Below are 13,275 nucleotides of genomic sequence, written 5' to 3' on the forward strand. Positions count from 1 at the left end.
ATTTAAATAAATAAAATGCAGTATTTATGCGAGTTGTAGAGTTCTGCAACGAGCTATAATTAATAATTAAAAGGGTGAAACTTATGATAGATACAAAAATCAATGAAAAAAAAGACTGTGTGGGATGTTATGCTTGTGCAAATATATGTCCTGTTAACTGTATTTCAATGATAAGTGATAGAGAAGGTTTCTGGTATCCAAAGATTGATTATGATAAATGCATAAAATGTGGTAAATGTATTGATGTATGTCCAACTATAAATCATAAAACTGTTAAAAATAAGCCAGTTGCTTATGCTTGCATAAATAAAGATGAATCTATTAGATTGAAAAGTTCTTCGGGTGGAGTATTTACTTTGCTTGCAGAACAAATTATTGAAAATGGTGGAGTAGTTTTTGGAGCAGGGTTTAATGAAAATTTTGAGGTGGTTCACAGTTATGTAGAAACTAAAGAAGAACTCGAAAGATTTCGTGGTTCAAAATATGTCCAAAGCAAGATTGGAGAAACTTATAAACAGGTTAAAAATATATTAGAATTAGGAAGAAAAGTTGTATTTACTGGAACACCGTGTCAAATAGCTGGTTTAAAAACTTTCTTAGGAAAAGCTTATGAAAACTTACTTTGTGCTGATATTATATGTCATGGGGTACCATCGCCAGAGGTTTGGAAAAAGTACATAATATACAGAGAAGAAAAAGCTGGTTCATCAACGAAGAGAATCGCTTTCAGACGAAAGGATGAAGGCTGGAAGCGATACTCTGTATCATTCATATTTAAGAATGATACAGAGTATCGACAAATCTTTAGACAGGATTCATATATGAGAGCTTTTCTAAAGGATATCTGTTTAAGACCTTCATGTTATGATTGTCAATTTAAAACAATATATAGGCAAAGTGATATAACCCTTGCAGATTTTTGGGGCATTCAAAATATATTACCTGAGATGGACGATGATAAAGGAACTTCATTGGTTTTTGTAAATAGCATAGCTGGACAGGCTATGTTTGAAAAACTAAAGGATAAAATCTTATTTAATGAAGTAGATATTAACGAAGCTGTTAAATATAATTCTGCAGCTATCAAATCTGTTAAATATAATCCTAAAAGGATAGATTTCTTTAATGAAATAAATAATGGTGAACCTTTTGACAGATTAGTGAAAAAATATTGCACAGATAGTATTACAACTATAGTGAAAATGAAGTCAAAGATTTTAATATATAGATTATTAAAAAATACAGGTTTATTAAGTTCAGCTAAGAAACTATTGAAAAAAGCTTAAAAAGTATTGACAATAATTAATTTTAGAAAAAAGAAGGAGGTAAGAGATGTCTATATTAGTAACAGGAGGAGCAGGCTACATAGGAAGTCATACATGTGTAGAGCTTTTAAATGCAGGTTATGATATTGTTGTTGTGGACAATTTTTCTAACAGTAAACCTGAAGCTTTAAAACGTGTAAAAGAAATAACAGGTAAGGATTTTAAGTTTTATGAAATAGATATGTTAGATAAAGAAGGACTTGATAAGGTATTTTCAGAAAATGATATAAAGGCAGTTATTCACTTTGCAGGACTTAAGGCAGTAGGTGAGTCAGTAGAGATTCCAGTTAAGTATTATCATAACAACATAACTGGTACCCTTGTATTATGTGAAGTTATGAAAAAACACGATGCAAAGAAAATGGTATTTAGCTCTTCTGCTACTGTATATGGAAAGCCTAAAAGTGTGCCTATAACAGAAGATTTTCCGCTTAGTGCCACAAATCCTTATGGTCGTACAAAGCTTATGATAGAAGAAATACTAAGGGATGTATATGTTTCAGATAATGATTGGAGTATAGCCCTACTTAGGTATTTTAATCCTATAGGAGCCCATGAAAGTGGGAGAATAGGAGAAGACCCTAATGGTATACCAAATAATTTAATGCCCTATATAACACAAGTAGCAGTAGGAAAAAGAGAAAAACTTAGTGTATTTGGAAGTGACTACGACACCCATGATGGTACTGGAGTTAGGGATTACATCCATGTAGTTGATTTAGCTAAAGGACATTTAAAAGCCCTAGAAAAGATTATGACTACTAAAGGTGTAGAAGCATATAATCTAGGGACTGGAGTAGGATATAGCGTTCTAGATGTAGTGAAAAATTTTGAAAAAGCTACAGGTGAAAAATTACCGTATGTTATTACAGAAAGAAGACCGGGAGATATAGATAAATGTTATGCAGATCCTACAAAGGCCTATAAAGAACTTGGATGGAAAGCAGAAAAAAATCTTGAGGATATGTGTAGAGATTCATGGAACTGGCAAAAGAATAATCCGAATGGATACGATGTTTAATTGACAATGGACAATTTACAATTGACAATTAAAAAATATAAAATAAAAAAACTTAATAATTGTTAATGGTAAATTGTAAACTGTAAATTAACTTGGGGGTAACTACTAATGAAAGTACGTAAAGCAATAATTCCAGCAGCAGGTCTTGGTACTAGATTTTTACCTGCAACAAAGGCACAGCCTAAAGAAATGCTTCCTATAGTAGACAAGCCTACTATACAGTATATTATTGAGGAAGCTATAGATTCAGGTATTGAAGAGATACTTATTATTACTGGTAGAAATAAAAGAGCTATTGAAAATCATTTTGACCGCTCAATAGAGCTTGAGTTAGCACTTGAAAAGAAAAATAAAAAAGAGTTATTAACTTTAGTTAAAGACATTTCTAATATGGTTAATATCCATTATGTTAGACAAAAAGAGCCTAAAGGATTAGGACATGCTATAAACTGTGCTAAAAGCTTTGTTGGAAATGAACCTTTTGCTGTATTACTTGGAGATGATATTGTATATAATGAATCAAAGCCTTGTCTTAAGCAATTAATAGACGCTTTTGATGAGTATAAGACTACTATATTAGGAGTTCAAACTGTAGATGATAAGGATGTAAGTAAGTATGGTATAGTCGATGGTAAATTTATTGAAGATAGAGTGTATAAAGTAAATAATTTAGTTGAGAAACCAGCTGTAGAAGAAGCTCCATCAAATGTAGCTATATTAGGTAGATATATTATAACTCCTGCAATTTTCAATATACTAGATAATACTAAACCAGGAGCAGGTGGAGAGATACAGCTTACAGATGCATTAAAAGAGTTAGCACAGAAAGAAGCTATGTATGCCTATAACTTTGAAGGTAAAAGATATGATGTTGGAAATAAATTAGGATTTTTAGAAGCTACAGTAGAGTTTGCTTTAAGAAGAGAAGATTTAAGAGATGATTTCAAAGACTACTTAACGAATTTATTAAAGGAAAATGAATAAAGGAACGCTGAACCGGGTTCATCGTTCCATAAAATATATAAGGACTGATAGAAAATGGACAAAAACAAAATAAAAATTATATTATCATGGACAGGCGTATTACTTTGGCTTGTCCTTATATTTTACTTATCATCTCAGCCAGCAGTAGAGTCGGATGGATTGAGTAAAAAAGTTACTAAAGTTATTGTGGAGACAGTGGATAAGGTAGTAAAGCTGGATGATGATAGAGAAGATATTAATTTAGTAGAAAAATTTAATCATATTGTAAGAAAATACGCCCACTTTACTTGTTATTTGGTACTTGGGTTATTGGTTATGAATGCTTTTAGAAGAAGTGGAGTTAAAGGGCTTAGAGTATTTATATTTTCTCTTATGTTTTGTATATTTTATGCTATAAGTGATGAAATGCATCAAGTTTTTGTACCAGGTAGGGGTGCACAGGTTACTGATGTACTTATTGATAGTTTAGGAAGTTTTGTTGGGATTGGGATGTATGGAGTGATTGGTAAATTTAAGAAGGTCATAGCTAGTTGTTAAGTTGGCTATGGTTTTTGTGGAACGATGAACCCGATTCACTGTAACATGGCTCTAAATCATTTACTTTGATATTTTAAGCTAACCTTATATGTATTCAATTGTTTTTTGACTCGTTAGATCGTATACATTGTTTTTTATATGAATAGTATAAACTAAAGGTGACATTATCACAAATTAATCACAAATAAATTTAAAAATAGTTGATTTTAACTTTTAACTCTGATATAATATGCACAAAAAATAGTTTAATTTTTTAATAAGTAAAAAATACTTCACCGTATGAAAGAGGTGAAAATATGAGATATGAAGAGAGAAAAATTATTAATAAAATTGCATATAAAGTACGAGAAATACTAGATATTAATAAAGACAATTTCGATATAGAAGAAGTTGTTAAAGAATTAGGAGGAAAATTAGTTGTTGATCCTTTTGCAATAGATGAAGCTTGTGTAATAAAATCAGGAGAAGAAAGTTTTGAAATAATATTAGATCCTTTTATCACAAATGAAAGAAGAAAAAGGTTTTCTATAGCACATGAAATAGGGCATTTAATACTGCACATGAAATATAAAGTTAATGAAGAACAATGGAAACAAATACCTTTAGGAAATAAGTATAATAGAAATACTAACATACCATATTCTAAACTAGAAAAAGAAGCCAATGAATTTGCAGGTGCTTTTTTGATGCCAAAAGATAGATTTTTAACAGTAGCTGAAGATACTAGTGAAGATAATTTTTATTGTATTGATAAAATTTCTAATAGATTTAATGTTTCGGAAGAAGCTGTTAAGGTTAGAGGTAGGATATTGGGGATTTGGGAGTGATTATAGTGAAGAATAAAAGTCTTAGATGGGGAGAAATTATAAAAGAAATCCAAAATTTCGAAAAGTTTAAAAGGGCTTCAAATAAAAATGAACACTTTAAAAAAGTGTTCATTTTTACATCTATTGACCTTGTAAATTCTACTATTTTTAAACAAAATAATGATAAATGGGTAGATATTTTTTCTGATTTTTATGGCATTTTAAAAACTGAGTTCCCAAAAGAAAAGAATAATATAAATGTATGGAAAAATATTGGAGATGAAGTTCTTTTTTATGAAGAAATATATGAAATTAAAGATTTGTTAAGAGTACCTTCAGATATATTTAAGCTGATGGAAAAGTGTCAAAATATATTTTATCAAAGAAATTCTATAGCAAAAAATAACTTGTATTTTAAAGCTACAATATGGGGAGCTGCAGTGAAATCAGAATATGATACTAGTGAGAAAAATAAAGATATTGAAAATGTTATGCTTGGTTTTGAAGAAAATCTAACAGATTTTATTGGGATGGATATAGATGAAGGATTTAGACTATCTGAATATACATCTCAAAACAAACTAGTAATTGATTCTAAAATAGCTTATTTGATGAATAAGTATAAAGATGAAGTTTATCATTTGTGTGATTATGTTGTTGAAGATAGAATTAGAATAGTAGGGTATAGAAAACTAAAAGGAATTTGGAATAATAGGTTATATCCAATTATATGGTATCATAAAAACTGGTCAAATCCACAGTCGATGTATTTATATGATGAACATGAAATGTCTGATATTGTTAGAGAGTTAAAAGAAAAAGAATATAAAACCCAGCCGGTGGAAAAAATAAACAAAATATTTGATGAAATAGGTTGTAAAGATAAAGTTAAAGCAATGGAAGATATAATAAAATCAGCTAAAAAAGAAAATAAATTTTTCCCTCTTAAAGATGAACATTTAGTTGAGTTACATTTTGCAGTTGTTTGTATAGATATTTCTACAGATAAAGCACTTATAGTTAAAAGACAAGATAGAGAACTGCTAGATCAAAAGTGGGAATTTGGATGTGCTAAAGCAACAAAGATAAAATCAATTGAAGAATCAGTAATAGATGAATATTATAATGATTTTAATATTAAAATAAGTCTAATTAAGGATGAAGATAGACAACAAGATATTCAACCAAAACCAATAGCTGTTTATAATATTCCAAAATCCCCTTATTTACATAAAGGAGTAATATTTCTGGGAGTTTTTGATGGAGCAAAATATTCAATAAAATTGACAGAAAAACATAAAGAACATAAGTTCTTATTCAAAGATGAAATAAATCAATTCAATGAAGATGCAGTTCCTGATTTTAAAGATACTTTAGAAAAAGCTTTTAGTCTATACGAAAAATATAAAAACAATTTATAGTATATCGCAGTAAAGACACATAAGCTTTAAATATTTTAAGCTAAAATTAATAAAAAAAGTAACACTATAAAAGGAATTATAGTAAAACAAATTGCAATATTAAAAAGAAAATATTTCTTGTAAGTTATTTTGGAGATAATAATTATTTGATTAATAAGGTCTTTTAGATAAGTTATTTCATTTGTATTTAAATTATTATTAACATTATATTTTTTAAAGAAAGTATTGTAATAATTATCAATTGAGTATTTAGCTATATCTTTATAATATAATATATTATCTTCTAAAGAAGGGGTTCCTAGTTTATTGATAATACATTTTTCTATAAAGTCGTTTTGATATAGTTTAGCTATAAATGTTATTAAGCAAATGATTGAAGAAATTAATATTAAAATTATAAATAAATATATTAATAAAACAGGAATACATGAAACTTTAGTATTAATAAATTTAAATGAAAAAAATAATAAAGAACTGTTTAAAGTAAGAAGAGCTGCATTTTTTGCTTCTGCAAATATTAGCCAATTATATATATCGTTATAAACCGAATTTAATTTATCTTCCATAAAAAACCACCCTTTCTTTGATTGCTAACCTTATTTATAATTATATATTTTTCTAAACGCCATTTAATTGAAAGACTTTTTTAATTATATCAAAAGAACGACGAATTGTCTTCATTGTTTATTAAGTAAAATATAATTAATGAGTATGGAACGATGAACCGGGTTCATCGTTCCAATACATTGGATTGTCCTTATATTTTACATATCATCACAACCAGCAGTACAGTCTAATGTTTAAGTAAAAAGGTTACTGAGATTATTATATAAAGTAGGACAAGTTGATTTACTAGATAATGTAACAAGTATTAGGCTTATTTTGATAATATAAAGATGAAAAGGTGATAGACAGTAGTTACGTTGGTTATAACTTTTTTGTTATATGATTAATTTTAAAGGTGCAAATATAAAAAATCACAAAATATGAAAAATATAGAAGGAGTTTATATTTTTTTAGCGAAGTAACGAAGTAACCCTAATATTAGATACTATTTTTTTGAATAGTGGGATGTTTGATAGGTTCTATTTTCTGTAAAAGCTAGATGATATGAGCAGTTGAGATAATTTCATATCATATAAGTACTACATTAAAGCTTACTGTTATACATTTAAAGTAAAAGAAATCTAATTCAGAATATAAATTTTATTCAATACATAGGTTAAAATACCCGTCAGTACATACAGAATTTCCAATTCCATTTATGAAACTAGAGATACCAATGAAATTTGTGGTTAAAAAACTATAAACAGAAATCAAAAGAACATATTGTATTTGATATAAACAATGCTAATGTAACAGAATTTTACTTAGCTCATATTGACTTTAGTTATCAAAAAATTATGAAAAAATAGGATGCATTAAGCTTGAATTTATTGATACATTCCTCTGAATTTTCGGATGCATTGCTTAATTTATTGCTTATAGGATATGAAATTAAGCAAGGAAACATTAAAATGTTACCAGCTTATAAAGAAGATTTGATACAGGATACTATGGCATCAAATGAAAAACAAAAGTAGAAGTATAGGTTTAGTAAAATGAAAGCAAAGTTAGACAGAGAAATGAGGAAGAAATATGGAGTTTCTTGAATATTTATATACTAATAACTATAAAAATCTTAATGAATGGATTCAGTTAATCAAAGAAGGTGAAGATGTCTATCCAAGATTTAGAATACCTTATCAAGATTGGTTAGGTATATATTTAGAAAATATAGCAGATATAGATGAAGAAGAAGTTAAAACTCTTTTAAGATTATTATTACAGCCATTTACAAGAGTAATAGATATAGAAAATTACAAAGCATTTTATAAAGCATCAAAAGATACCAATAATCTTGAGAATAGGAATAAAGAGCTGTTGAGAATATATGATTCTCGTCTTAAATGTGAAAAGTATAAAAGGATAGAAAATGGTCAAGAAGCATGGGAAGGATTAACATGGGTTTTGCAGTTTCTACCTTTTAGGCCTTTTAAAGCAATCAAAGCACTAAGTTCATATTTGGAAGCTGAAGTATGTTTTTTGCCTGACGATAGAATTATCGGAATAAAGCAATGTATAGATATTATTGAAGCAAAATATATAAATAATAGTATTGGACTAGAAAAATATATCTTAAAATTACAACCAAGGGAATTTGAATGGCTTATAGAAATATTATATCAAGATATAGGATACCAAACAGAATTAACACCTTCAACTAGAGATGGTGGTAAAGATATTGTTGCTTATATAGATAGAGAAGATGGAAATGAAAAGGTATATGTTGAATGTAAGTTATATAAAACAACGGAACTTACTAAGGATTCTGTTAGAGCTTTTGGGTATATAATTAATAAAGATAATATAAATAGGGGAGTTTTATTTTGTACTGGTTATGTAAATGATGATATAAAAAATATGGATACAAGGATACAAATTTGGACTTTAGAAGAAATTATTATACTTCTAAATGCTCATATTGGAAGTGATTGGTATAAAAGATTAAATCTATTAATTGAGAATCAAAGAAAGAAATATATGGATAAACAGAATATTTAAGGGTTAGCATATACTTATAATTGAAATAGGTGATACATTATGAAAAGTTTTGAGTGGAAAGGCATTTGGTGGTTGCCTGATAATAAAGAAAGCTATATACCGGGAATTTTAAAATTCAATCCTGAGGATGGAGCTTATTTAGAACTAATGGGGCAATTATCTGGTTATGAAGAACTTGAGGCTAATATCATTCTAGGGAAAACATCGGATGGAAAGAACATTACATTGTATAAATGTTTTGAAGTAATAAAGAAATTTAATAACAGTGGATTTCCAACAACAGTGGTTTTTGCAAATATAACATTTGAAGGAGTTCACTTTAATACGGAGGAAGACATAAAGTTTAAGGAAATTTCTTGTCATTATTCCAATCTTGATGAATGGGCTTGGATGAATGGAATACAAATTGATAAACCAACAGCTGATAAGTTAGAAATAAGTTATAAGTTACCACCTAAGATAAGTGCAGAAATTAAAAACGATTATGTAATTGAAGTTTATCCTAGTGCTGAGACTCCATCTCATTGTATTGTTCAAAAAGAGGCAAGTATCATTCAAAAAATATATGTTAAGGTGATAAACAATAAACTTAATTCATTTGAAGAACATAGAGATAAGTTACATCACATGCAGAATTTTATTAGCTTGGGAGTAGGTGAACCAGTAACAATTATAGATGTGATCGGTGAGACAGAAGAAAATAAAGAAGATTACGATGGAAAAATTCTATATCCTAAAGTTACAATTTATTTTTGCATTAAAAAGTCATCAGAGGATTATAAGCCGATATTGCCTCCAAATATGTTATTTAACTTAAGAGATATTAAAGACGATTTTAATATTATTATAAATAAATGGTATGATAGAGAAGAAGCTTTAAAGCCGGTATTTAACTTATATTTTGGTACTTTATATAATTCAGATATGTATCTAGAACAAAAATTTTCAAGTTTAATACAAGCTATAGAATCTTATCATAGAAGAACAAAAAACAATAATGAAATTGAGCCGGAAGAGCATAAAAATAGAATAAATATTATAATTGAATCAGTTGATGCTCAATATAAGAAATGGCTAGAAGGTAAATTAGCATATAGTAATGAACCTACATTAAGAAATAGGCTAAAAGAACTGTTAGAGGAATGTAGTTCACTATTAAAGCTATCATCATCAAAAAAGAAAAAATCTTTTATTAGTAAGATTTGTGATACGCGAAACTATTTTACACATTATGACATTAGCTTAGCTGGTAAAGCAGCAAAAGGAACAGAGTTATTAAGATTATGCAATATGCTAAAAGTTATTATTGAATTTAACTTATTATTAGAAATTGGCTTTGATAATAAGAAAGCACAAGAATTATTAGAAGAAAAATATAAACGTTATAATATATTTGAATAATATTAATTGAATAAGATCAATTGCAACAATCCTATAGTATAAGTATTTATTGAAGGTGACGAAAAAAGAAGCAAATGCTACTTTATTGAATGAATTGGCATCCATCAAAGAGGAATAATCAATGAAATGGGTAATTTATAGGTGATAGGTGCCAGGCACTTAACTTAGGTTTTACTGGATTGAATTTTGCTGGAAGTTTATCCTAAGTGAATGATATTGAGATGTGGGGTAGGTGATAGTAATTTGAAAAAGATATTAGAGGAAATGCCAAGTTATAAGAAAATGCATGATGATATAAAAGCCATGAAGCTACTTTCATTAATCGCGGGAAAAGAAGCTAGGCAGCAGCTAAAGGAAATGGAGATCAACATAGCTGAGTTAATTGAGAACGCAGAAAAATTCAATGAATATTTCTCTGATAATGGTTGGGTGCTGTATGATTCAATTAGCTCTAAACTAATTGAGAAGGCAATTCAAGAATATGAGAACAGTGATTATAGTACTGCAGAAAAAGTATTGATAGATTATTATAAGACAGAAGTTGGACAGGTATTGCATCGATTGAAAAACGGAAATGAAGAACTTTCTATAAGATACAATAATATAAAAAAAGCATTTGAGGATCATGTTGCTGAAAGATACCATGCGAGTGTGCCGCAGTTTTTAATGATTGCAGATGGTGCGGTAAACGACTATACAAAAAATCAGGGATTCTTTGCCGAGGGAACGGATGTTGGTGCTTGGGACTGTTTGGTTGGTTCGAGTAACAGTTTACAGAAGCTAAAAGAAATATATAGTAAAAGTAGAAAAAGGACAAATACTGATCCTATATTTTTACCATATAGAAATGGAATCTTACATGGTAGGGACTTGAATTACTCAAATGAGGCTGTTTCGTGTAAGTGTATCGTTTTATTATTTGCTATTCATGATTGGATGATTAATAAAAAGAACGAAGATAAGAGAAAAGAAAAGCATGAGCAGTCATTAGAACCAGCATCATGGAAAGAAATAATTAGTGGAATAAAAAGGAACAATGAAGTGAAAGAAAAGATACAAAGTTGGGAAAAGAAGGAGATTATCATAGGGAAAGATATCCCGAGAACAGGAACTTCACAAGATTATTGTGATTATCCATACATCCAACATCTCATAGAAGCGTTTGAAATGTGGCAAAAGAAAAATTATGGCAAACTCGCACTCTACTTTGATTACCTATTCAAATACGAGGGCAATAAAAATATAAGACCTAAAGAATGTAGGTTGCTGTTTCAGAATAAAGAGTATAAGAGATTTGAGCTTGTAGAAGTAGAAGATCGTGCTATTGCTCTTAAAAGAGTATTAGTAAATGTTGAATGGCAAATGAATAACAAAATTTATGATGAACCACTTGAGTTTGGATTGAATTATCAGAATGAAACTGGAGGACCTGCTATTCCATCTGATAATGAAGGTGCATGGGTTATAATTCCCTGGAAAATTCAAGGGCTATATAAGTTTTGAGACGTTTAGATATTGGGAGGTTAGAGATGAATATAATTGATCAGTTTATAGCTATAGTTGATCCGTCAACAACTCTGGGAGCGTTTATAATTAGCATTGCGGCTTCTTTAGTTGTCGGGTTCTTTACCGGCAAAAAAGTGACGAATATTCAAAATGGAAAGAATGTAAAAGGAGATATGATTCAAAATTCTAAAGTTAAAAAGGGGTGATACTATGGGGAAAAATAAGCAGGTGGGAAAGCAAGTTGAAGGTGATATGATTCAAGACAGTGTCGTAATAAAAAATACAACTTATGATGAGCTGATGAAGTGTTTAATGGCGGGTGACATTCAAGGAGCTATGAAAGTAATGGAAATGCAAGAAAAAGCACTTGGAGTAGTTCACCCAAATTATCCATACTATTCATTGGGGATAAGAAGAATTGGAGATAAATTAGTCCCATATAGTAAGCCATTGAGCAAAGAAGCTATTGAAAAATATCCTCCTAAAATAAAGGGGAAAATCAGTTTTTCTGATAAGTATAAAGATTTTAAAAACATTAACGATATACTTGATTATTCTTATAAGACTCAAACTGAAATAGAAATCAATAATATAGAATTAATGAAAATGATTGGAGATGAAGTAGATCCATATCAAGGAGAAATAGAACTTTTACTTTCTGAAACTACAGAATGGAAACTCAAACCAAAAGAGTTCCCTGAAGCAAGGCCATATAAAGTAGTAATTGAAGGAAGCGATATAAGCTATGACTACATCCTTCTAAGGACCACTCGGATTGAGGATAACAAGGTTTTTCTATCAAACAGAGAACAAGAGGTAGACACGGAATTCAACTTTGTCTTTGACCTTAAGAATAAGAAAATAACTATCAATATCAAATTGAATCAAGATATGAAACCTACAAGAAAGTCACTTCTTAAGTATTTAAGATTTACAAAAAGTGCATTAAGTAAGAACAAGTTTTCAATTATTTCATTAGAATATGATGCTGTTTTAGCAGAGGGAGATTTAGATAGCTTTGATTATGAAAACCCTTTTGGCAATATTGATAATGAAATAACCTTTATAGAATATATTTCACTTATTGAGGAGCACTACAATACAACCGTTGAAATTCCCGAAAAAATTGAGGATGATGATTTGGAAGCAATTTATTATTTGGGTGAGGCTCTAAAATATGGCGAGATAAAGGGAACATGGAAAGATGGGACTTTTGATTTCATAATATCAGAAGAATTTTCTAGAAATATCAAAAACTTAGAGGACAAACCTTTCGACTTAAGTCTAGTTGCACCTGTAAAAGTTGTAATATTTAATAAAGAATTTCACATTCCTAAAATGATAAAAACATTCAAAAATGCAAAGATGAAGGATTTAGATAAAGTTAAGAAGAAAGTTGAAGTTTTAGAAGATGGTGATGTTATTAAGGTGACTTTTGTTGCTAAAGGAGATAATCAATATATTGAACAGTTCGTTTTTAATGAAGAATAAAAATAATAGGTGCCAGGCACTTAACTTATTAAAAGATATGATGTAGGAAATAAATTAGGATTTTTAGAAGCTACTGTAGAGTTTGCTTTAAGAAGAGAATACTTAAAAGAAGATTTTAAAGGCTATTTAATGAATTTACTAAAAAGTGATTTATTAAAGGATGTATATAAGGAAGTTGC

General features: G+C 29.0%; 13 protein-coding genes. 12 read left to right on the forward strand and 1 reads right to left on the reverse strand.

Annotated features, from left to right (window positions below; all coding sequences use genetic code 11):
- Positions 1 to 83: 83 nt before the first annotated feature.
- The 6 genes from L21TH_RS12845 to L21TH_RS12870 all read left to right on the forward strand — a co-directional run bounded on the left by L21TH_RS12845 (position 84) and on the right by L21TH_RS12870 (position 6,094).
- Positions 84 to 1,286 carry a Coenzyme F420 hydrogenase/dehydrogenase, beta subunit C-terminal domain gene (locus L21TH_RS12845; RefSeq protein WP_006317314.1) on the forward strand — a complete coding sequence of 401 codons (1,203 nt, stop codon included), beginning with the start codon at positions 84 to 86 and terminating at the stop codon, positions 1,284 to 1,286.
- Between the two features lie 46 nt (positions 1,287 to 1,332).
- Complete coding sequence (gene galE / locus L21TH_RS12850) at positions 1,333 to 2,346, forward strand: UDP-glucose 4-epimerase GalE (protein ID WP_006317315.1); 1,014 nt, start codon at positions 1,333 to 1,335, stop codon at positions 2,344 to 2,346.
- A 108-nt stretch (positions 2,347 to 2,454) separates the two neighbouring features.
- On the forward strand, positions 2,455 to 3,330 hold the full coding sequence (gene galU, locus L21TH_RS12855) for a UTP--glucose-1-phosphate uridylyltransferase GalU (RefSeq protein WP_006317316.1): 876 nt from the start codon (positions 2,455 to 2,457) through the stop codon (positions 3,328 to 3,330).
- Positions 3,331 to 3,384: 54 nt separating this feature from the next.
- Positions 3,385 to 3,867: a VanZ family protein gene (locus tag L21TH_RS12860; RefSeq protein ID WP_006317317.1), complete on the forward strand. Its 483-nt coding sequence runs from the start codon at positions 3,385 to 3,387 to the stop codon at positions 3,865 to 3,867.
- Positions 3,868 to 4,163: 296 nt separating this feature from the next.
- Complete coding sequence (locus L21TH_RS12865; RefSeq protein ID WP_006317319.1) at positions 4,164 to 4,694, forward strand: ImmA/IrrE family metallo-endopeptidase; 531 nt, start codon at positions 4,164 to 4,166, stop codon at positions 4,692 to 4,694.
- 5 nt (positions 4,695 to 4,699) lie between these two features.
- Complete coding sequence (locus L21TH_RS12870) at positions 4,700 to 6,094, forward strand: hypothetical protein (RefSeq protein WP_006317322.1); 1,395 nt, start codon at positions 4,700 to 4,702, stop codon at positions 6,092 to 6,094.
- Positions 6,095 to 6,129: 35 nt separating this feature from the next.
- Here L21TH_RS12870 and L21TH_RS12875 read toward each other — a convergent pair whose 3' ends face one another.
- Complete coding sequence (locus tag L21TH_RS12875; RefSeq protein ID WP_006317324.1) at positions 6,130 to 6,660, reverse strand: Pycsar system effector family protein; 531 nt, start codon at positions 6,658 to 6,660, stop codon at positions 6,130 to 6,132.
- A gap of 861 nt (positions 6,661 to 7,521) precedes the next feature.
- On the opposite strand from L21TH_RS12875, the gene L21TH_RS14395 reads away from it, so the two are divergent.
- The 6 genes from L21TH_RS14395 to L21TH_RS12900 all read left to right on the forward strand — a co-directional run bounded on the left by L21TH_RS14395 (position 7,522) and on the right by L21TH_RS12900 (position 13,096).
- Entirely contained in the window at positions 7,522 to 7,677 is a 156-nt protein-coding gene (locus L21TH_RS14395) for a hypothetical protein (RefSeq protein ID WP_006317328.1), read from the forward strand.
- A 55-nt stretch (positions 7,678 to 7,732) separates the two neighbouring features.
- Positions 7,733 to 8,698 carry a restriction endonuclease gene (locus L21TH_RS12880; protein ID WP_006317329.1) on the forward strand — a complete coding sequence of 322 codons (966 nt, stop codon included), beginning with the start codon at positions 7,733 to 7,735 and terminating at the stop codon, positions 8,696 to 8,698.
- 39 nt (positions 8,699 to 8,737) lie between these two features.
- Positions 8,738 to 10,099, forward strand: coding sequence for an ApeA N-terminal domain 1-containing protein (locus L21TH_RS12885; protein ID WP_006317330.1), 1,362 nt, complete (start codon positions 8,738 to 8,740; stop codon positions 10,097 to 10,099).
- Between the two features lie 243 nt (positions 10,100 to 10,342).
- Positions 10,343 to 11,602: a hypothetical protein gene (locus L21TH_RS13920; RefSeq protein WP_006317331.1), complete on the forward strand. Its 1,260-nt coding sequence runs from the start codon at positions 10,343 to 10,345 to the stop codon at positions 11,600 to 11,602.
- Between the two features lie 26 nt (positions 11,603 to 11,628).
- The gene (locus L21TH_RS12895) at positions 11,629 to 11,811 is read left to right on the forward strand and encodes a hypothetical protein (protein ID WP_006317332.1); all 183 of its coding nucleotides are present in this window, start codon (positions 11,629 to 11,631) and stop codon (positions 11,809 to 11,811) included.
- Between the two features lie 4 nt (positions 11,812 to 11,815).
- Entirely contained in the window at positions 11,816 to 13,096 is a 1,281-nt protein-coding gene (locus tag L21TH_RS12900) for a hypothetical protein (RefSeq protein WP_006317333.1), read from the forward strand.
- The last annotated feature ends 179 nt before the right edge of the window (positions 13,097 to 13,275 follow it).

It is taken from the genome of Caldisalinibacter kiritimatiensis (assembly GCF_000387765.1).
In the GTDB taxonomy this organism is placed as follows: Bacteria; Bacillota; Clostridia; order Tissierellales; family Caldisalinibacteraceae; genus Caldisalinibacter; species Caldisalinibacter kiritimatiensis.

Excerpts from the sequence above, each read along its gene's own strand:
- L21TH_RS12845 (WP_006317314.1), top strand. The coding sequence starts at position 84 with ATGATAGATACAAAAATCAATGAAAAAAAAGACTGTGTGGGATGTTAT.
- galE (WP_006317315.1), top strand. The coding sequence starts at position 1,333 with ATGTCTATATTAGTAACAGGAGGAGCAGGCTACATAGGAAGTCATACA.
- galU (WP_006317316.1), top strand. The coding sequence starts at position 2,455 with ATGAAAGTACGTAAAGCAATAATTCCAGCAGCAGGTCTTGGTACTAGA.
- L21TH_RS12860 (WP_006317317.1), top strand. The coding sequence starts at position 3,385 with ATGGACAAAAACAAAATAAAAATTATATTATCATGGACAGGCGTATTA.
- L21TH_RS12865 (WP_006317319.1), top strand. The coding sequence starts at position 4,164 with ATGAGATATGAAGAGAGAAAAATTATTAATAAAATTGCATATAAAGTA.
- L21TH_RS12875 (WP_006317324.1), bottom strand. The coding sequence starts at position 6,660 with ATGGAAGATAAATTAAATTCGGTTTATAACGATATATATAATTGGCTA.
- L21TH_RS12880 (WP_006317329.1), top strand. The coding sequence starts at position 7,733 with ATGGAGTTTCTTGAATATTTATATACTAATAACTATAAAAATCTTAAT.
- L21TH_RS12885 (WP_006317330.1), top strand. The coding sequence starts at position 8,738 with ATGAAAAGTTTTGAGTGGAAAGGCATTTGGTGGTTGCCTGATAATAAA.
- L21TH_RS12895 (WP_006317332.1), top strand. The coding sequence starts at position 11,629 with ATGAATATAATTGATCAGTTTATAGCTATAGTTGATCCGTCAACAACT.
- L21TH_RS12900 (WP_006317333.1), top strand. The coding sequence starts at position 11,816 with ATGGGGAAAAATAAGCAGGTGGGAAAGCAAGTTGAAGGTGATATGATT.